Source organism: Brevundimonas sp. UBA2416, from assembly GCF_002343105.1.
In the GTDB taxonomy this organism is placed as follows: domain Bacteria; phylum Pseudomonadota; class Alphaproteobacteria; order Caulobacterales; family Caulobacteraceae; genus Brevundimonas.
In genome coordinates, this window is the sequence record NZ_DDRM01000039.1 from 759 (window position 1) to 20978 (window position 20220).

The following is a 20220-nucleotide window of genomic DNA, read 5'->3' on the forward strand; positions in this document are numbered from 1 at the left end:
CGCTGCTTCTTCCACTACATCCGCTTCCCGGACGACCAGACCATGAAGGCCATCGTCGATGTCCACTTCCCGGGCATCAAGCCGCGGCTGGTCTCGGAGGCGCTCAAGACCTTCTATGAGATCCGCGACACGCCCGGCCTGAAGAAGAAGCCTTCAACCTCGGAACTTCTGGACTGGCTCAAGTTGCTGCTGGTCGATGACGTCGATCCGGAGACCCTGCGCGAGAAATCGCCCAACAAACTGATCCCGCCCCTGCACGGCGCCCTGTTGAAGAACGAACAGGACGTCCACCTCTTCGAACGTCTCGCCTTCCTTCACCGCCGTGAGGGCGCGCGACCCGGTTCGTAACAGGCCGAACACACGAACGAACAGGTTTCGTCACGCGCCTTACCGCGATTTCACTGGAAAATGAATCAAGCGCGCGCAGGATAGAGGCGTACCAGGACCACACTTCGATGCCCCTACGTCCCTTTCTGATCCCCGCGCTCTGCGCCTTCGCCGGGCTCTCCGCCTGCGGCGACGGCGTGCGCATCTCCTCGACCCGCAGCGAGAACAACGACGCCAAGGGCGTGCTCAAGGTCGTCGAGACGCTGCAGTGCCCGCAGACGATGGGTTCCCTGACGCGCAAGGGCTCGGCCTCCGAAGGCGGCACCGTCTGCACCTATGTCGGCCCCAAGGGCGCCGAGGTCAGCCTTCACCTGGTCCCGCTCGACGGCGAAACGCCCGCCCAGGTGCTTAAGGCCTTCGAACAGCGACTGTCCGGCGACCTGCCCCGCGCCTTGGATGCGCTGGAGGCGGCCGCGGATTCGGCTGATCAGGCCGCCGCGTCGGCGGACCGTGCGGCCGCCGCCGGCGATCAGGCCGCCGCCACCGCTGACCAGGCCGCCGCCTCGGCCGACCGCGCCTCGGTCCGGGCTCCGGGGGTCAACATCGAGGCGAATGGCGATGACGCCACGGTCCGCCTGCCCGGCGTTCGCATCGAGACCCGCGGCGACAAGGCCAGCGTCCGCATCGGCGGCTTCCACATCGACGCCGACGACAGCGACGGGTCCGCGCGGGTCTCGGGCTCGACGCCCAACGGCGACGACGTCACCATCACCGCCCGGAACGACGCCGCGGAAATCCGCGCCAGCGCCGGCGGCGGGGGCACCCGCACCAGCTGGATCCTGACCGACAGCCGCACCTCCGAAGCCGGCTGGCGTGTGGTCGGCTACGAGGCCCGGGGGCCCGCCGGCGGCCCCCTCGTCGTCGCCACCGTCCGCTCCCGCGACCGCAACCGCGAACGCGCTTTCGAGGACGCCAAGGACCTCGTCGCGCTCAACGCCGGGGAATAACCGTCGGCTCCGGCCTTGATCGCGGCCGCCCGATGCGTCACCAACCCTGCCCAGCAAGCAGGAACCACCCTTGGCCGTTACGCCCCGCCCCTCCGCGAAAGTACCCCGCGCCTGGCAGCGCATGCTGTCCGGCCGCCGCCTCGACCTGCTCGACCCCTCGCCGTTCGACATCGAGATCGAGGACATCGCCCACGGCCTTGCCCGCGTCGCCCGCTGGAACGGCCAGACCATCGGCGAACACGCCTTCTCGGTCGCCCAGCACTCCTGCGTCGTCGAGGAGATCGCCGCCCACATCAGGCCGGGCCTGGAGCCGAAATGGCGCCTCGCCGCCCTGCTCCATGACGCCTCGGAATACGTCATCGGCGACATGATCTCGCCCTTCAAGGCGGCACTGGGCGTCAACTACAAGGCTTTCGAGGCCCGCCTGGAAGGTGCCATCCACCTCCGCTTCGGCCTGCCGCCGAAGAACCCCGTCGAGATCAAGACCCTGATCAAGAAGGCCGACGTCGCCTGCGCCTATTTCGAGGCCACCCAACTGGCGGGCTTCAGCAAGAAGGAGGGTCTGAGCCTGTTCGGCTCGCCGCCCCCCGGCTACGACCTGATCATCGACCCCCTGCCTGCCCCCGTGGCCCAGCAGCGCTACCTCGACCGCTACCGCGTCCTGGCCGAGGCCGTCGGCCTGATGCCCGCCGCCGACGCCTGGCATACGGAATAGGCGATGGGCGCGCCGGCTGAACAGGGTGTTCGCATCGGCCTCTCGGCGGTTGTCATCGCCCTGCGCGACCGCAAGGCCTGCGTCCTGACCACGCCGGGCGAGGACGGCGACGCCGCCCTGCCCTTCGGCCCGTTCGACCCGGCCCGCGACCGCACCTTCGAACGGGCGCTGCGCGACTTCGTCACCGCCCAGACCGGCTTCCGCCTCGGCTTCGTCGAACAGCTCTACACCTTCGGCGACCTCGGCCGGGCCAGTCCCCGCGCCACGCCCGGCCCCGAACGACGCCGCGAGGTCTCCGTCGGCTACCTCGCCCTGACCGCCGACGCCGCCGGAACGCCCCTCGCCGAGGCGCGCTGGACCCCGGTGCTGGACATCTTCCCCTGGGAAGACCGCCGCGACGGCGACCCCGCCTGCCTCGCCCCGCTGGTCGCCGACCTGACGGCCTGGGCCGGGGGCGATCCCCGTAAGCAGGCCCGGGTCGACAGCCTGTTCGCGACCACCCCCACCCATCGCTGGAGCGAGAGCCGCGTCCTCGAACGCTACGAACTCCTCTACGAGGCCGGCCTGGTCGCCGAAGCCGCCCGCGACCAGAACCGCCCCCCCGTCACGGCACCGCCTGGCCGCTCCATGGTCTCCGACCACCGCCGCATCCTCGCCACCGGCCTCGGTCGCCTGCGCAGCAAGCTGAAATACCGCCCCGTCCTGTTCGACCTCATGCCCGCGACCTTCACCCTGTCCGAGCTCCAGATCGCCGCCGAGGCTGTCGCGGGCCTGTCGCTGCACAAGCAGAATTTCCGCCGTGGAGTCGAACGGACCGGCCTGGTCCAGCCCACAGGCCGCCTGTCAGCCGCCACCGGCGGCCGGCCGGCCGAGCTGTTCCGCGTCATCGACGGCGATCTGACCACGGGCGAGGCCCTCGGCCTGCCCCTGCCTGCGCAACGTTGAATCGATTTCTCAACGGCCCGCTTGCGGCGCGGCCCGGTCCCCATTAGAGAAGCCGCTCGCTCGACCAAGCGTCCTACGGCCCCGCGGAGAGGTGGCAGAGTGGTCGAATGTACCGCACTCGAAATGCGGCGTGCCTTTGCGGGCACCGTGGGTTCGAATCCCACCCTCTCCGCCACCGCCCTCGTTATGAGTCGCCGGTCAGCCGCCGTCGGCAACCAGACTGCGATAGGCGCGCCAGCTGGCAAGGCCGAGCCAGGGGAAGACGACGACGAGGGCGAGGAACCCGGTCGCCGCCGAAATCAACAGCAAGGCCGTGATGATCACCGCCCAGAGCAACAACGGAAAGAAGTTCGCATTGACGGCGCGCACGCTGGTCGCCACCGCCGCAAACACATTGGTGCTGGAGCTGAGCAGCATGGGCGCGGAAACCACGACAAGCGCATAGGCGACGAAGGCGAGCACGCCGCCGATCAGCGTTCCCGTCATCAGCATGGCCCGGCCCTCGTCAGTGCCGATGGCGAAAGCCGCCAGGGCGTCGACATCCCGGTGAATCTGGTAGGTCGACAGGCCGTAGACGATCTGCGCGATCCGGCTCCACAGGAAATAGAGCATCACCAGAAGCAGGCTGAGATAGGCGACGTCCTGCCGGAATGCCGAGCGCACGAACAGGATTTGCCCCAGACGCGGTCGCTTGCCCTGGTCGATCAGTCGACCCGCCTCATACGGCCCCATGGCGAGGATCGGGGCGATCATGACAAAGCCGGCCGTCAGCACCAGCACCCAGAAGGCCCCGTTGGTCGAATAGACACCGTAGCAGAGCGTGAAGCTGGCGAGCGCTATGGCCAACCCGTACAGAAGGAGCGGGCCCGGGGCCCTCATCAGGTCACGCCAGCCCGCGGCCAGCCAGCCGAAAGGGGCCGCGAGGCTGACCGGCCTTACGGCCGGAAGATGCAGTGTGGCGTCCATGGTTCCCCCCGTCGGATCGCTTGAGCATCGGATACCGCAAAGGATGTCGCCGTTATCCGATCCTGACAAGCGAGATGATTCTCCGGTCCGGCGGGCCGTGCTGCAGAGGCCGCGACCCGGTCGGCCCCGCCTCAGCCGGCGGAGTAGCTGGTCTTGGTCTGGGTAAAGAATTCCACCGCCGCGAATCCCTGCTCCCGCGCGCCATAGCTGGAAGATTTCGAGCCGCCGAACGGGACATGGTAGTCGACGCCCGCCGTCGGCAGATTGACCATGGTCATCCCCGCCTTCGCCCGCCGCTGGAAGTCGCGGGCGTGCTTCAGCGAGCTGGTCACGATGCCGGCGGAGAGGCCGAACTCGACGCCGTTGGCGATCTCCAGCGCCTGCTCATAGTCCTTGACGCGGATGGTCGAGGCGACCGGGCCGAAGATCTCCTCATTGTTGATCCGCATGCCCGCCTCGGTGTCGGCGATCAGGGTCGGCTGAACGTACCAGCCCGGCTTTTCCAGCTGTAGCCGCGCGCCGCCGGTGACCACCCGGCCGCCCTCGCCGCGCGCCACCTCGATGTAGCGGTAGGAGGTCTCCATCTGGTCCTCGGACACGGCCGGACCCATCTGGGTCTGGGGGTCGAGCGCATCGCCGACGCGCAGGGCCGCCACCCGCTCGGCGAGGGCCGCGACGAAGCGGTCGTGGATGCCGTCCTGCACGATCAGCCGGCTGGAGGCCGTGCAGCGCTGGCCGGTGGCGAAGAAGGAGCCGTCCAGCGCGATCTGCACCGCGCGGTCCAGATCGGCGTCATCGAGCACGATCAGCGGATTCTTGCCGCCCATCTCCAGCTGAACCCGGGCCTGCCGCTTGACAGCGCCCGCCGCCACGCCCGCGCCGACGCCCTGCGAGCCGGTGAAGCTCAGGCCGTCGACGTCGGGGTGATCCACCAGGGCCTGCCCGACCCGGCCGCGCCCGATGACCATGTTGAGCACGCCCTTGGGCAGCCCGGCCTCATGCAGGATGGCAACCAGCGCCTCGGCCGTCGCCGGGGTCGGTCCGGCAGGCTTCATCACCACCGTATTGCCGAAGGCCAGCGCCGGCGCCGCCTTCCACGCCGGGATAGCGATGGGGAAATTCCACGGCGTGATCAGGCCATAGACGCCGACCGCCTGACGATAGGTCTGGATCTCCACGCCCGGCCGGACCGAGGCGAGGTTCTGGCCGTGGACGCGCAGGGCCTCGCCCGCGAAATATTTCAGCACCCGGCCGGCCCGAACCGTCTCGCCGATCCCCTCGGCCAGGGTCTTGCCCTCCTCGCGCGACAGCAGCCGGCCCAGCGCCTCGCGCCGCTCCATGACCAGGGTTCCCGCGCGGTCGAGCACGTCGGACCGGACTTCCGGAGACGCTTCCGACCAGCCCGTGAAGGCTTCCTTGGCCGCCGCGACCGCCGCATTGACCTCGGCCTCGCCGCCGTCGGGTGTGCGGGCGACGACCTCGCGGGTGTCCGAAGGGTTGAGACTCTCACCCGGACAATCGGCCGGGATCTTCTCGCCGTTGATCCAGTGGCACAGTTCGATCGTCTCGGTCATGGCGCGTCCTCGGTCTGGTCCCGTCGATCTAGCAACCGGATCGATGTTGCGACAGGCCTGCGGGCGAACCTGAGCCGCAAAGTCTGCGATAAGCTCACCGAATGACCGAGTCGGAGCCGATCATGAGCGCAGCGCACACCGGGCCGGCGACGGGCTGGCGCTTCTGGATCGACCGGGGCGGCACCTTTACCGACATCGTGGCCCGCGCGCCGGACGGGTCGCTTCAGACCCGCAAACTGCTGTCGGACAATCCCGAACAGTATGCTGACGCGGCGGTCGAGGGCATGCGACGCGTCCTCGGGGTCGAGCACGGCCCCCTTCCCGCCGGCCTCGTCGCCGAGGTGCGGATGGGCACCACGGTGGCCACCAACGCCCTGCTGGAGCGCAAGGGCGAGCCCGTGGTGCTGGCCATCACCCGGGGCTTCGGCGACGCCCTGCGCATCGGTTGGCAGAGCCGGCCCGAGCTGTTCGCCCGCCACATCGTCCTGAACGACCAGCTCTGTGACCGGGTCATCGAGATCGATGAACGGGTGCGGGCCGACGGCGGTCTCGATCGGCCCGTGGACGAGGGCCGGGCTCGGAAGGACCTGATGGCGGCGCGCGCGGCCGGCTTCCGCGCCGTCGCCATCATTCTGGTGCACGGCTGGCGCTTCACCGACCACGAGCGGCGGCTGGCGGCCATCGCCCGCGAGATCGGCTTCGAGCAGATTTCGGTCAGCCACGAAGTCGGGGCGCTGATCAAGCTGATCGGACGCGGCGACACCACGGTGGCGGACGCCTATCTGTCGCCGATCCTGAGAGCCTATGTGGATCGGGTCGGCGCCGATCTCGGCCCCTCGACGCCCCTGTTGTTCATGCAGTCGAGCGGCGGGCTGACGGCCGCCGAGGCGTTCCGCGGTAAGGACGCCATCCTGTCAGGCCCGGCCGGCGGAGTCGTCGGCATGGCCGAGACCGCGCGGGCGGCGGGCTTCGACCGGGTCATCGGTTTCGACATGGGGGGCACCTCGACCGATGTCTCCCACTTCGCCGGCGACTATGAGCGGACCTCGGACGCCGTGGTGGCAGGGGTGCGTTTGCGTGCGCCAATGCTGGGCATCCACACTGTGGCGGCCGGCGGGGGTTCGATCTGCCGCTTTGACGGATCGCGGCTCAGGGTCGGCCCGGAGTCCGCCGGCGCCGTGCCGGGCCCGGCCGCCTATCGCCGCGGCGGGCCGCTGACGGTCACCGACTGCAACGTCATGCTGGGCAAGCTGCGGCCCGACCAGTTCCCGGCGGTGTTCGGACCAAACGGCGACCAGCCGCTGGACGCGGAAGCCGTGGCCGCAAAATTCGCGACACTTGCTGCCGAGGTCACCCGCGCGACGGGCCGGACGGCGACGCCGGAGACCCTCGCCGAAGGTTTCATCACCATCGCCGTCCAGAACATGGCCGAGGCGATCAAGTCGGTCTCGATCCAGCGCGGCTATGACGTCACCCGCTATGTCCTCAACTGCTTCGGCGGCGCGGGCGGCCAGCACGCCTGTCTGGTCGCCGACGCCCTCGGCATGACGCGGGTCATGCTGCATCCCTTCGCCGGTGTGCTGTCGGCATACGGGATGGGGCTGGCCGAGGTCCGCGCCATCCGTCAGGGGACCGTGGCTGCGCCGCTGAAGGCTGCCGGCGACGCCGCCCTGGCCGAACGCGTCGACGCCCTCGGTCGTCAGGCGCGCGGCGACCTGATGGCCCAGGGCTTCGCCGATGAAGCGATCACCACGCTGGTACGGGCCGAGATCAAATTCGCCGGGTCAGACACGCCGCTGGTCGTTCCCTTCGGCCCGGCCAGCGAAATGCGCGCGGCGTTCGAAGCCCTGCACCGGCTGCGGTTCGGCTTCTTCGCCGAGGACAAGGCCCTGATGGTGGAGGCCCTGGAGGCCGAGGCGGTCGCCGAATCGGATCAGGCCCCGTCGAGGGTCGTGGGTGGCGCATCGGATCAGGCCCCGTCTGTCGTCGAGCGCGTTCCGGTGCGGATGGCAGGCGACGGCCATGATGCGCCCGTCTATCGCCGAGCCGACTTTGGACCCGGGGCCGCAGTCGACGGCCCCGCAATCATCCTCGAGGACACCGGCACCACCGTGGTCGAGCCGGGTTGGCGCGCCTCGGCCGACGCCGCCCTCAACATGATCCTCGAACGCACCATCCCCCTGCCCGCTCGCACAGCCATCGGCACGGACGTCGATCCGATCATGCTGGAAGTGTTCAACAGCCGCTTCATGGCCTGCGCCGAACAGATGGGCGAGGCGCTGCGAGCCACGGCTTATTCGGTCAACATCAAGGAGCGGCTGGACTTCTCCTGCGCCATCTTCGACGCCACCGGCGCCCTGATCGCCAATGCGCCGCATATCCCCGTCCACCTCGGCTCTATGGGTGAGAGCATCCGGACCGTGATCGCCTCGCGCGGCGGCGGCAAGGACGGACGCGGCATGAAGCGTGGCGACGCCTATATGCTCAACGCGCCCTACAATGGCGGCACCCATCTGCCCGACATCACCGTCATCATGCCGGTGTTCCTCGACACGGACGAAGCGCCGGCCTTCTTCGTCGCGGCGCGCGGCCATCACGCCGATGTCGGCGGGATCACCCCCGGCTCCATGCCGCCCTCGTCGCGGACGGTCGAGGAGGAAGGGGTGCTGATCGACGACTTCCTGCTGATCGACGCCGGACGGCTCAGGGACGCCGAGACCCGCGCCCTGTTCACCTCGGGCCGCTACCCATCACGCAATGTCGATCAGAACATGGCCGACCTGAAGGCCCAGGTCGCCTCCTGCGCGCGTGGCGGCGAGGAGCTGACGCGGATGGTCGCCGAGTTCGGACGTCCCGTGGTCGCCGCCTATATGGGTCACGTTCAGGACAATGCCGAAGAGGCCGTCCGCCGGGCCATTGCCGCGCTCAAGCCGGGGTCGTTCGCGCTGGAGATGGACGACGGCGCCGTCATCCGGGTGCGGATTGACGTAGACGCCGAGGCCCGCAGCGCCGTGGTCGACTTCACCGGCACGAGCGATCAACTGCCCAATAATTTCAACGCCCCGCTGTCGATCGCGCGAGCGGCGACCCTGTACGTCTTCCGCACCCTGGTGGACGAGACCATCCCCCTGAACGAGGGATGCCTGAAGCCGATCCGGCTGATCGTGCCGGAGGGATCGATGCTCAATCCCCGCTATCCGGCCGCCGTCGTCGCCGGCAACGTCGAGACCAGTCAGGCGGTGGTCGATTGCCTGTACGGCGCCCTCGGCGTGCTGGCCGCCAGCCAGGGCACGATGAACAATTTCACCTTCGGCGACGACGCCCGCCAGTACTACGAGACCATTGCCGGCGGATCCGGCGCGGGGCCGGGCTTCGACGGCGCATCCGCCGTCCAGACCCATATGACCAATAGCCGCCTGACCGACCCCGAGGTGCTCGAAACGCGCTTCCCTGTCCTGCTTGAGGAATTCTCCATCCGCCGCGGGTCGGGCGGCGACGGCGCCAATCGCGGCGGCGACGGCGCGATCCGGCGGGTGCGGTTCCTCGAGCCGCTGACTGCCGCCATCCTCTCAAACCACCGCCGCACAGCGCCGTTCGGGGCGGGCGGAGGCAAGCCCGGCGCAGTCGGGGTGAACCGGGTCGAGCGGACAGACGGCTCGATCGAACGATTGGGGGCAACGGCCGAGGTCGGGATGGCGGCGGGCGATGTCTTCGTCATCGAAACACCGGGCGGCGGCGGCTTCGGCGCGAAAAGGGCTTCCTGAGCCGCCCGTTCGGCGCAACCATCGACCGAGGGGGAGATTCCAATGCTGGTGCTTCTGGGAATAGCGGTCGTGGTCGCGGGCTTCGTGGCCCGGATCAATCCGCTGCTGGTCATACTGATCGCCGCCATCGTCACGGGAATTACGGCGGCGGTGGCGCCCGGCGTTGATATCCGGGCTCTGGCAAAGGCGGGCGTGGATACGCTGGCGGCCTTCGGCGACGCCTTTAACGACAACCGCTATTTCCACATCACCTGGCTGATCCTTCCGGTGATCGGGCTGCTGGAGCGGGCGGGCCTGCAGGAGCGGGCGCGGATGCTGATCGCCCAGGTCAAGGCGGCGACGGCCGGTCGCCTGCTGCTGAGCTATCTGTTCGTCCGTCAGGCCACCTCGGCGCTCGGCCTGACCTCCCTCGGCGGCCATCCGCAGATGGTCCGGCCGCTGGTCGCGCCCATGGCCGAGGGCGCGGCCGAGGTCCAGGCGGGCGGCGATTTGCCCGACAAGGTCCGGTTCCGCATCCGCGGCATGTCGGCCGCCACGGACAACATCGGCCTGTTCTTCGGCGAGGACATCTTCATCGCGATCGGATCGATCGTGCTGATGGTCGGCTTCCTTGAACAGGCAGGGATCATCGTCGAGCCGCTCCAGCTGTCGGTCTGGGCCATTCCCACCGCCATCGCAGCGTTCGCGGTCCATGGCGCCCGGCTGCTGCTGTTCGACCACGAGATACGCCGCGACCTCGCCGCCCGGGACGCGGAGACGGGCCAATGATCACGCTTGAGCACGCCTACATCCTCGTCGGCCTGATGTTCCTGGCCTTCGCCGTCCTGACGCTGCGCGACCCCGAGCATCCGACCCGCATCCGCAGCGCGATCTTCTGGGGGCTGATCGCGTCCTCCATGCTGTTCGGGTCATGGCTGGGTGGCCTCGGCAACGGCGTACTCGTCCTTGCGCTCGTAGCCGTCGGCGGTCTGAAGGCGCTGGGGGTCGGTCGCCCGGCGACGACTTCGCCCGAGGAGCGGCGCGAGAGTGCGACCCGACGGCGGAACGCCCTGTTCATCCCCGCCCTGATCGTGCCTCTGATCGCGGTCGGCGGCACCCTCGCGGCGAAACACACCAGCATCGGTGAATGGCTGATCTCCTCGACCCAGACGACTCTGATCGCGCTCGGCCTGGGCTGTATCCTCGCCCTCATCGCCGCCATGGCCTGGCTGCGTCCTTCCGTGATGGCGCCGGTGCAGGAAGGGCGGCGGCTGATGGACTCCATCGGCTGGGCGGCCCTGCTGCCGCAGATGCTGGCCTCGCTCGGCGCGGTCTTCCTGGCCGCCGATGTGGGCGGCGTGGTCGGGGAACTGGTCACCCAGGCGGTGCCGATGAGCTCTCCCTTGCTGGCGGTGGCGGCCTACTGCCTCGGCATGGCCCTGTTCACCATCATCATGGGCAATGCCTTCGCCGCCTTCCCGGTGATGACCGCGGCGATCGGCCTACCGTTTGTAGTGGGGCAGTTCGGGGGCGATCCGGCCATCGTCTGCGCCATCGGCATGCTGGCCGGCTTCTGCGGCACGCTGATGACCCCGATGGCGGCTAATTTCAACGTTGTGCCGGCCAATCTGCTGGAACTGCCGGATCGCAATGCGGCCCTGAACGGCGTCATCCGCGCCCAGATCCCGACCGCCCTGATCATGCTAGGGGTCAACATCGCCCTGATGTATTTCCTGGCCTTCCGGTTCTGACGATGACGCATGGTCTCTCCGCCGCCACCGCCTCCCGCTTCGCCGCCGCCGCCCTCGGCCATGTGACGCGCGAATATCCGAACAAGATGGACCACGTCCTGGCGGGGCCGGAAGATGTACTGGGCCCGCGCGCCCTGCACCCGATCTTCTTCGGCAGCTTCGACTGGCATTCGTGCGTACACGGCTGGTGGACCCTGTTCACCCTCCTGCGGCTCTATCCGGACATGCCCGAGGCAACGCGGATCAGATCCCTCGCGGACGAAATTTTCACACCGGAGAACGTCGCCGTCGAAACCGCCTATCTCGATCGACCGGGAAGCCGGGGTTTCGAACGACCCTACGGCTGGGCCTGGCTGCTGATGCTCGCCGCCGAGGTTGAACGGGATGGAGGCGACCGCGCGGCCATCCTGCGTCCGCTGGCAGGCGCGTTCGCCAGGCGGTTCACGGACTTCCTCCCTTTGGCGGACTACCCGGTCCGGGTCGGGACCCACTACAACACCGCCTTCGCCCTGAGACTGACGCTCGACTACGCCGAGAGTGTTCGCGACGACGCCGTGGCTGAGCTTTGTCGCAACCGTGCCCTCCTTTGGCATTCAGGCGACCGCGACTGTCAGGCGTGGGAGCCGTCGCAGGACGAGTTCCTGTCGCCGGCCCTCATGGAGGCGGCATTGATGCGACGGGTGTTGACCCCGGACGCCTTCGCCGCATGGTTCGATGCGTTCCTGCCCCGACTGGACCGGCGGGAGCCCACGACGCTCTTCCAGCCTGCCAGCGTCAGCGATCGCTCCGACGGCAAGATCGCCCACCTCGACGGACTGAACCTGAGCCGGGCCTGGTGCTGGCGGGAAATCGCTTCAGCGCTGGCCTCGGACGACCCGCGACGCCCGATCGCCCTCCAGGCTGCGGAAGACCATCTCGACGCCGCCCTGCCCCATGTCACCGGCGACTATATGGGCGAGCACTGGCTGGCCAGTTTCGCCCTGCTCGCCTTGTTGGCCGACCAGTCGACCTAGAGAGGTCCGTGGAATACGAACCACGCCCCGGCGCTGATCAGGGCGAAGCCGACGGCATGACGCATCGTCGGCTTCGCCCCCGGGAACGTGACCGGGAAGACGGCGAACACGATCAGGGTCTCAGAAGAAATTGGACGCGACCAGCAGGGCGGCCGATGCGACGTGAGCGAAGGAGATTGGCATGGCGGCCCCGTCTTGACGTCGTCCGCCATGCGCCAGCATAAGGGCCGCCCGTCAAGACGGCGGCCGGCTTAGCTCAGTTGGTAGAGCGCCAGTTTTGTAAACTGGATGTCGCGGGTTCGATTCCTGCAGCCGGCACCATCTCGCCCGTCAGAAGATCAGTCCGCTCCGCGCATCATGCAGCCGGGCGAAATGACCGGCCGCCTCCTGCCCGAACAAGACCGGATCGGCTGAATGGGCGTCTTCGATGACGGCGAGGATCACATCGAGTGAATCCTTGCGGCTGGGCTGCCCACCCTCCGCAATGCGATCCAGCAGGGCGAGGAGGTTCTCGCGCCGTTCCAACGCCTGCGCCTTCAAGGCCTTCGCGCTCGGCGTACGGCGCACAGGGACCTTGGGTTCGGGCATCGACCCGTCCGAGGCCGGAATATCGAAGAAGGCGCTGTTCAGCGGACCGGCAACGTCCTGATCGTCGATCAGGAACGGAACCTCTACATTCCGCACGCCCGCAGCCGGCATCGCTTCCGCGGACGCCGGTTCAGACGCAACACGGGTCTTGCCACAGCGCCGGCAGAGATCGGACTGATGCCGCTCGGACCAATAGAACTCATGTCGACACAACAAGGGTCTTAGCGGCGACAGCATGAATTTCCCCCAGAACAATCAAGGGATTCGCCTCAACGCCCCGCTCTTGTCAACCATGGTCACGCGATGAGCGAGCAGCCGAAACCTAGCCACCGCCCAGCGCGACAGCCAGTCGGTAGACAACCCAGGCCGCCAGATAGGCCAGGCCGAACATGTAGATGACCATCACCCACATCCATTTCCACGAGTTCAACTCGCGCTTCACAACGCCCAGCGTGGCCACGCATTGGGGCGCGAAGACGTACCAGGCCAGGAAGGCCAGCCCGGTCGCCAGCGACCATTGGGCGGCCAGGGTCGCGCCCAGCAGGCTGGTGGCGCTCTCGGGATTAGCGACGGCGTAGACTGTGCCCAGGGCGGCTACCGCGACTTCCCGGGCGGCCAAGCCCGGCACAAGGGCGATGACCATCTGCCAGTTGAAGCCGATGGGAGCGAAGATGGGCTCCAGCGCGTGGCCGATCATGCCGGCGAAACTGTAGTCGATGGCCGGCTGGCTCGCGCCCTGGGGCGGATAGGGGAAGGTCGCCAGGGCCCAGACAATGATCATCAGCGGCAGGATGATCCGTCCCGCCCGTTCCAGGAAGATGCGAGCGCGAAGCCACAGATTGAACGCCACGCTCTGGGGATCGGGCATTTTATAGGCCGGAAGCTCCATCATGAAAGGCTCGACGGCACCGCGCCAGAACACCTTGCGGATGACGAAGGACACGACCAGGGCGCTGATGATTCCGGCGGCATAGAGACCGAACATCACCAGCCCCTGCAGGCTGGCGAAACCCCAGACCGTCTGGTGCGGAATGAAGGCGGCGATGATCAGGGTGTAGACGGGAATTCGCGCCGAGCAGGTCATCAGCGGCGCCACCATGATGGTGGTCAACCGGTCCCGCTTGCTGTCGATCACCCGCGCCGCCATCACGCCGGGAATGGCGCAGGCGAAGCTGCTGAGCAGCGGGATGAAGGCCCGCCCGTGCAGGCCTGCCCCACCCATGACCCGGTCCATCAGGAAGGCCGCCCGGGCCATGTAGCCGAAGTCCTCAAGGAGGATGATGAACAGGAACAGGATCAGGATCTGCGGCAGGAACACCAGCACGCTGCCAACACCGGAGATCAGGCCATCGACGATCAGACTCTCCCAGATGCCATCAGGCGTGACCGCAGCCACCCAGCCGCCGAAGGCCCCGAGGCTCGCCTCGATGCCATCCATGAGCGGGGTCGCCCAGGTGAACACGGCCTGGAACATCACGAACAGCAGCGCGCAGAGGATCAGCAGTCCGCCGACCGGATGCAGCAGGACGGAATCGATCCGGCCGGTCAGGGTGTCGGGTCGCTCCGGCGGGCGAACGCAGGCCTTCATGATCCGCTCGGCCTCGCGGGCCGCGCCGCGCAAGGCGTCGGCGTCCGGCGCCGACCAGCCGCTCTCCGCAGAAGGAGACAACGCGCCCGCGGCGACGTCGATGGCGGTGATCAGGTCTTCAATGCCGCGCTTGCGCGTCGCCGTCGTGGGCACGACCGGCAGACCCAGTTCGGCACGCAGCCGCTCCAGATCGATCCGCAGGCCCTGACGCTGGGCGATGTCGTACATGTTGAGCGCCAGCACCATGGGCCGACCAACGGCCTTCAGTTCCAGGACCAGCCGCAGCACCAGGCGCAGGTTGGTCGCATCGGCGACGGCGACGATCACATCCGGCGATTCCTCGCCGGCCAGCCTGCCCAGCACCGCGTCGCGCGTGACCTCTTCGTCGGGGCTGCGAGCGCGCAGGGAATAGGTGCCCGGCAGATCCAGAACCGACATCGGACGGCCGGTCGCCGAGCGGATCACGCCTTCCTTCCGCTCCACCGTCACGCCTGCATAGTTGGCGACCTTCTGGTGGGCGCCGGTCAGGGCGTTGAACAGGGCGGTCTTGCCGCTGTTCGGATTTCCGACGAGCGCGACCCGCGCGCTCCTTACCGCCATGTCCATCAGGCGGGGACCTGTTCCGACATGGACTCAACTTCGGCCGCGGCGGCCGTTTCGAATCGCACCGTCAGGCTGGCGGCTTCATGCCGGCGCAATGCGACCCGCATGTCGTCGATCTTCATGGCGATGGGATCGCGACCGAACAGACCCTCGTGGAGCAGTTCGACCTGAGCGCCTTCGACGAAGCCCAGTTCCAGCAGCCGACGCTCCAGCTCAAGCGCGTGCTCGTCAGTCCGGGCATGATCGCCCACACGGACGATAACGCCACGGTCGCCCTTGCGGGCCTGGCTGAGTTTCAGGGTATCGGGCATCACGCTCGTGAACCAACGGCGCGCGCCTGGCGCCTGTTGACACTGATTATCAGGTGCGACTCGGCTTCGTCCAGCCCGCCATCTCGCCGCAGCCAGTTGTCCGCCGTCACGGTTCGGCTATCACAGACGCAGACGACCGGAGACCGTAGATGAACCGCCCTGCCCTGATCGCCCTCGCTGCTCTTGCACTTTCCGGCTGCGGCCAGGAACGTGGTCCGGCTCAGACGGGTGCGCCCACCGCGCCGGCCCGGCCAGCTCCGACGGATGCGGAAAAGGCGGCGCTGTTGGCCGCCATGCCTGCGCCGTACAACGCAGCGGATCTGGATAACGGTCGTCGGGCCTTCGCCCGCTGCCGCTCATGCCACACCATTACCGAGGGCGGCTCCAACATGACCGGACCCAATCTGTACGGCGTGTTCGGGCGTCAGGCGGGAGCCCATCCCGGTTTCAACTATTCAGCCGCGTTGAAGGAAGCGGACTTTATCTGGGACGGCGACCGGCTGAACGACTGGCTGGAAAGCCCGCGCACCTTCTTCAAAGGCAACAAGATGAGCTTCGCCGGCATCCCTGATCCCGCGGATCGCCGCGACGTGATCGCCTTCCTCAAGGTCGAGACGGGCTATACGCCGCAGTCCTGAAGCCTATTCCGCCGCTGCCGGAACCGCGTCGTTGGCGGTTGCCTCCTGGGCCTCCCACTCCTCGATCTTGCGGGCTGTGTACTCGGGCGACCTGGTGAAGCGCGCCAGAGCGCCGTAGATCACCGGCACGACGAACAGGGTCAGCAGGGTTGCGAACATGGCCCCCGAGAAGATCACCACACCGATGGTCTGACGGCTGCCTGCGCCGGCGCCCTGCCACAGCACCAACGGCAAGGCGCCGAAGGCGGTGGCGATCGAGGTCATGATGATCGGGCGAAGCCGCAGGGTAGACGACTCGATGATCGCCTCCTGGATGGACCGGCCCTGATCGCGTAGCTGGTTGGCGAACTCGACAATCAGGATGCCGTTCTTGGCCGCCACCCCGATCAGGATGATCAGGCCGATCTGGCTGTAGATGTTGAGACTGGAGCCCGCCATCACCAGACCGAACAGACCGCCGGCCGCGGCCAGAGGTACGGTCAGCATGATGACCGCCGGCGTGATCCAGCTTTCGAACTGGGCCGCGAGAACAAGGAAGACCAGCAACAGCGCGAGGCCGAAAGCCGCGGCGACCGCGCCGCCTGCCTCCTGTTGATCCCGCGCCGCGCCGCCCCACTGGGTGTTCACGACCCCCTGCGGCTGCTCCTGCGAGACGCGCGTCATGAACTCGGTCGCGTCCACCAGGGTCGTGCCGGGATTCAGATCCGCCGAGATCGAGATGGCGCGCTGACGATCCAGTCGCCGCCGGTCGGGTGTATCGCCGGATGTCGAGGTCGTGACCACCGCCGAGAGCGGCACCAGCTGTCCCGAGCCGGTCGCAACATACAGGGCCTCAAGGTCGGCCACGCTGCGGCGATCGTCGCGTTCGGTCTGCAGGATGACATCATACTCCTGGCCGCCGCGCAGATAGGTGGTGGCGCGCCGCGACCCGAACATGGTCTCCAGCGTCCGTCCGATGGCCTGGGCCGACACACCCAGGGCCGCCGCCTTCTCGGGATCGACCTCGACGAGCAGGCGCGGGGCGTTCGGCTCATAGTTGAGGCGCGGCCGCGAAAAGCCGGGGTTCTCCAATGACGCAGCCAGCACGGGCTGCAGCCAATTGTAGATGTCCTCATACTCTGAGCCGGTCACGACCATCTCGATCGAGTTGGAGTTGCCGCCGCCGCGCTGGAAGGCGCCGGGGACCGAGGCGTTGACCTGGGCGTCGGTCTGGCCACGCAGCTTGCCGTTCAGTTCCTGGGCGATCTCGTCCGCGGATCGGTCGCGTTCGGACCAGTCGCTCAGGATCAGGCTGCCGTTGCCCGAGTTGAAGCTGCCGCCGCCGAAGCCGGGAGCAGAGACCAGATAGCTGCTGGCCTCGCCGCTGGCCTTGTACTCGGCCAGGATCGGCTCGATCCCCATCATGATGTTGCGCGTGTAGTCGAAGCCGGCGCCTTCCGGCCCCTGGACCCGGAGCATCACCCTGCCACGGTCTTCGGCCGGGACCAGCTCGTTGGGCAGGGTGACGAACATGAAGCCCGCACCCGCCGCGACGGCCACAATAAGCCCCACCATGCCGGCGACGGCGATCCGCTTGCCCAGCAGGGCCTGCAGTGAGTTCTGGTAGGAGTTGCGCAAGGCGTCCATGGCCCGGTCGACCTTGCGCGCGACCCAGCCGCCGGTCTTTGCAGGACGCAGAATGCGGGACGCCATCATCGGAGAAAGCGTGAGCGCCAGGAAGGCGGAGAACGCCACGGCCGCCGCGATCGCCGCCGCCAGTTCCACGAACAGCCGGCCGACATAGCCGGGCAGGAACAGCAGCGGCGCGAACACCGCCAACAGCACCACTGTCGTCGCCACGACGGCGAAGAACACCTGACGGGCTCCGCGCTCGGCCGCCACCAACGGCGGTTCGCCATGATCCAGACGACGCTGGATGTTCTCGGTCACGACGATGGCGTCGTCGACCACGAGGCCGATAGCCAGCACCAGCGCCAGCAGGGTCAGCAGGTTCAGCGAAAAGCCCAGCGGCGCGAGGATGATGAAGGTGGAAAGCAGACAGATCGGCGCGACAATCGACGGGATGAACGCCGCACGCATGCTGCCGAGGAATATGAAATTGACCAGCGCCACCAGCGCCAGTGAGATGCCGATGGTGATCCAGACCTCGTCGATGGCGTGCGAGGTGAAGACCGAATTATCGGACCCGACCACCAGTTCCGTACCTTCGGGCAGGCTGGATTGCACCTGTTCGAGCATGTCCCGAACGCCTTCCGAGATGGCCAGGTCGTTCGACTGGGCCTGTCGGGTCACCGCCAGGCCGATCTGGTCCAGACCATTGCCGCGGAACAGACGGCGATCTTCCGCCGGGGCTTCCACGATGCGGGCGATGTCGCCCAGCCGCGTCACATAGCCGGACTGGCCCTGGATAGCGCCTGACGCGCCGCTGGGCAGGGCGGTGGCGCTGCCGGTCTGTGCGACCGCGGCGGCGCCCGAGCCGCGGGTTCCGATGGGCAGCTGTCGGAAGTCCTCGGCCCGCGCGTAGGTGCGGGCGACACGGACGGTATAGTCCTTCTGTCCCGACTCCAGCTGTCCGGCGGGCAGTTCAACGTTCTGGGCCGTCAGCGCGGATTCGACATCGGTGACCGTCAGACCCCGGGCTGCCAGCGCCGCGGCGTCCAGCCAGATACGCATCGCATAGCGCTGCTCGCCATAGATCTGCACCTGCGCCACGCCCGGCACCGTCGCCAGCCGGTCGATCAGATAGCGGTCGGCATAGTCCGTCAGCTCCAGCCTGTTCATCGCCGTCGAGCGCAGGAACAGGATCATGATCGGCTGGCTGTCGGAGTCGGCCTTCGACACTTCCGGAGGTTGGGCCTGATCCGGCAGGCGACCGACGACGCGCGAAACGCGGTCGCGCACGTCATTGGCGGCGTCGTCGATGTCGCGGTCCAGCGAGAACTCGATCGAGACGTTCGAACGGCCATCGCGGCTGGTAGAGTTGATGCGCTCGACGCCCTGGATGCCGGCGATCTGCTGTTCGATCGGCTCGGTGATCCGGCTTTCGATGACTTCAGCCGACGCCCCCGCATAGCTGGTGCTGACCGAGACGATCGGCGGGTCCACATCCGGCAGTTCGCGGACGGGGAGGAAGAAGAAGGCCGCCGCGCCGATCACGCACAGGACGATGGCCGCGACCGCCGCGAAGACCGGACGGCGGACGGCGAGATCGGACAGCATCATTGGGCGGCGCCCCGGGCAGCGGGCGCAGCCGGGCGATGGCCGCCGAGGCCGGCGGCCTGACCACCGCCCTGGCCGGCCACACGAACCGGGGCACCCGGCTGGATACGGTTCAGACCTGAGCCGACGATGCGATCGCCGACGTTCAGGCCGGACAGGATTTCGACGAAGCCGCTCTCGACAGAGCCGGTCTCAACCTCGACCCGTTGAGCAGTGGAGCCACGGTCGCCGCGGGCGATGCGATAGACGAAGGCGCCGTCGCCTTCATACTGGACCGCGGCTTCCGGCGCGGCGGGCGCGGTGCGCTGGCCCTGCTGGACCGCAACCCGCACGGCCATGCCGGGCCGGATGCGGGCGCCCGGGTTGGGAATCTCGGCGCGGGCCGTGACGGCGCGGGTCTGTTCATTGATGCGGGTGTCGATCAGGGCGATCCGGCCGCCGAAGACCTCATTGCCATAGGCGTCGATGGTCGCCCGGATCGGCGTGCCCGCGCGCAGGACACCGAGGTAGCGCTCCGGCACAGGGAAATCGACGCGCACGACATCAATGTCGTCGAGCGTCGTGATGACCCCGCCCGGATTGACCAAGGTGCCGGCCGTCACGGAGCTGAGCCCGAGCACGCCCGCGAAAGGCGCCCGGATCAGGCGGTCGCCGCGTCGGGCCTGGGCCGCGCTCAGCGAAGCCCGGGCGGTCGCCAGCGCCGTTTCGGCGTCCTCGGCGGTCACGCGGGGCGCGATGCCACGGTCGGCCAGGGTCTTGTAGCGGTCAAACTGGCGCTCGGCCTGCGCGACCTGGGCCCGCGCCTCTATGATTCCGGCGTCCTCTTCACGCGCCTGAAGTTCGACCAGGGGCGCGCCCGCAGCGACTCTCTGGCCGTCGGTGAACAGGACCCGGGTGATCAGTTCGCTGGTCGAGGAGGTGATGTTGACCGATCGACGGCCGCGCGCCACGCCCAGCACGCGGATTTCGTCGGTGAAGGACCGCGCGCCGATGACCGCCTCGGAGACCGTCTGGCCACGTCCCCCGCCGGGGCCACCGCGTCCGCCGCCGGACTTCTCATCACCGGCGAAGGCCATCCGCAGAACCACGGCCACGATCATGAGGCCCAGCAGGACAGCAGCGGCGACGAGGAAGAAGTGGCGTTTGATCACGCTTGAGGCTCTCTGGTGAATGCACGAGCCGACTTAGCGGCTGTCGCCGTCGACGCAACTAAAGTCCTTGTAACGGATGCT

The 20220-nt window shown here is 68.0% G+C and carries 15 protein-coding genes, 2 tRNA genes and 1 pseudogene; 11 read left to right on the forward strand and 7 right to left on the reverse strand.

Annotated features, from left to right (window positions below; all coding sequences use genetic code 11):
- From B3E43_RS12525 to B3E43_RS12545, 5 genes and pseudogenes are all read left to right on the forward strand, one after another.
- Positions 1–348, forward strand: a pseudogene (locus B3E43_RS12525) (ATP-binding protein); the annotation flags it as partial.
- Between the two features lie 107 nt (positions 349–455).
- Positions 456–1334 (forward strand): methyltransferase type 11, encoded by an 879-nt coding sequence (locus B3E43_RS12530; RefSeq protein ID WP_292030003.1) that lies wholly within the window; start codon positions 456–458, stop codon positions 1332–1334.
- A gap of 121 nt (positions 1335–1455) precedes the next feature.
- The gene (locus B3E43_RS12535; RefSeq protein WP_292030145.1) at positions 1456–2049 is read left to right on the forward strand and encodes an HD family hydrolase; all 594 of its coding nucleotides are present in this window, start codon (positions 1456–1458) and stop codon (positions 2047–2049) included.
- 3 nt (positions 2050–2052) lie between these two features.
- Entirely contained in the window at positions 2053–2994 is a 942-nt protein-coding gene (locus B3E43_RS12540; RefSeq protein WP_292030005.1) for an NUDIX hydrolase, read from the forward strand.
- Between the two features lie 85 nt (positions 2995–3079).
- Positions 3080–3169 (forward strand) — tRNA-Ser (locus B3E43_RS12545).
- 23 nt (positions 3170–3192) lie between these two features.
- Here B3E43_RS12545 and B3E43_RS12550 read toward each other — a convergent pair.
- A complete protein-coding gene (locus tag B3E43_RS12550) occupies positions 3193–3960 on the reverse strand; it encodes a DUF2189 domain-containing protein (protein ID WP_292030007.1) in 768 nt (255 codons plus the stop codon).
- Positions 3961–4091: 131 nt separating this feature from the next.
- On the reverse strand, positions 4092–5534 hold the full coding sequence (locus B3E43_RS12555; protein WP_292030008.1) for an aldehyde dehydrogenase family protein: 1443 nt from the start codon (positions 5532–5534) through the stop codon (positions 4092–4094).
- Between the two features lie 122 nt (positions 5535–5656).
- On the opposite strand from B3E43_RS12555, the gene B3E43_RS12560 reads away from it, so the two are divergent.
- The 5 genes from B3E43_RS12560 (at position 5657) to B3E43_RS12580 (ending at position 12362) form a co-directional block, all read left to right on the forward strand.
- The gene (locus B3E43_RS12560) at positions 5657–9298 is read left to right on the forward strand and encodes a hydantoinase B/oxoprolinase family protein (protein WP_292030011.1); all 3642 of its coding nucleotides are present in this window, start codon (positions 5657–5659) and stop codon (positions 9296–9298) included.
- A 42-nt stretch (positions 9299–9340) separates the two neighbouring features.
- A complete protein-coding gene (locus B3E43_RS12565) occupies positions 9341–10066 on the forward strand; it encodes a DUF969 domain-containing protein (RefSeq protein WP_292030015.1) in 726 nt (241 codons plus the stop codon).
- Entirely contained in the window at positions 10063–11028 is a 966-nt protein-coding gene (locus tag B3E43_RS12570) for a DUF979 domain-containing protein (RefSeq protein WP_292030017.1), read from the forward strand. Before B3E43_RS12565 ends, B3E43_RS12570 begins: the two co-directional genes overlap by 4 nt.
- A 2-nt stretch (positions 11029–11030) precedes the next feature.
- Positions 11031–12041 (forward strand): DUF2891 domain-containing protein, encoded by a 1011-nt coding sequence (locus B3E43_RS12575; RefSeq protein WP_292030020.1) that lies wholly within the window; start codon positions 11031–11033, stop codon positions 12039–12041.
- A gap of 245 nt (positions 12042–12286) precedes the next feature.
- Positions 12287–12362 (forward strand) — tRNA-Thr (locus B3E43_RS12580).
- Between the two features lie 9 nt (positions 12363–12371).
- Here the strand turns inward: B3E43_RS12580 and B3E43_RS12585 are convergent.
- The 3 genes from B3E43_RS12585 to B3E43_RS12595 form a co-directional block, all read right to left on the reverse strand.
- Complete coding sequence (locus tag B3E43_RS12585) at positions 12372–12866, reverse strand: hypothetical protein (RefSeq protein ID WP_292030022.1); 495 nt, start codon at positions 12864–12866, stop codon at positions 12372–12374.
- A gap of 85 nt (positions 12867–12951) precedes the next feature.
- Positions 12952–14823 (reverse strand): ferrous iron transporter B, encoded by a 1872-nt coding sequence (gene feoB, locus B3E43_RS12590; RefSeq protein ID WP_292030024.1) that lies wholly within the window; start codon positions 14821–14823, stop codon positions 12952–12954.
- Positions 14823–15131, reverse strand: a complete 309-nt coding sequence (locus tag B3E43_RS12595) for a FeoA family protein (protein ID WP_292030026.1) — start codon at positions 15129–15131, stop codon at positions 14823–14825. Before B3E43_RS12595 ends, feoB begins: the two co-directional genes overlap by 1 nt.
- A 149-nt stretch (positions 15132–15280) precedes the next feature.
- On the opposite strand from B3E43_RS12595, the gene B3E43_RS12600 reads away from it, so the two are divergent.
- A complete protein-coding gene (locus tag B3E43_RS12600) occupies positions 15281–15769 on the forward strand; it encodes a c-type cytochrome (RefSeq protein WP_292030028.1) in 489 nt (162 codons plus the stop codon).
- Positions 15770–15772: 3 nt separating this feature from the next.
- On the opposite strand, the gene B3E43_RS12605 is transcribed toward B3E43_RS12600, so the two are convergent.
- On the reverse strand, positions 15773–18988 hold the full coding sequence (locus B3E43_RS12605) for an efflux RND transporter permease subunit (RefSeq protein ID WP_292030147.1): 3216 nt from the start codon (positions 18986–18988) through the stop codon (positions 15773–15775).
- Entirely contained in the window at positions 18988–20139 is a 1152-nt protein-coding gene (locus tag B3E43_RS12610) for an efflux RND transporter periplasmic adaptor subunit (RefSeq protein ID WP_292030030.1), read from the reverse strand. The genes B3E43_RS12605 and B3E43_RS12610 overlap by 1 nt, the downstream gene beginning before the upstream one ends.
- Positions 20140–20220: the final 81 nt, after the last annotated feature.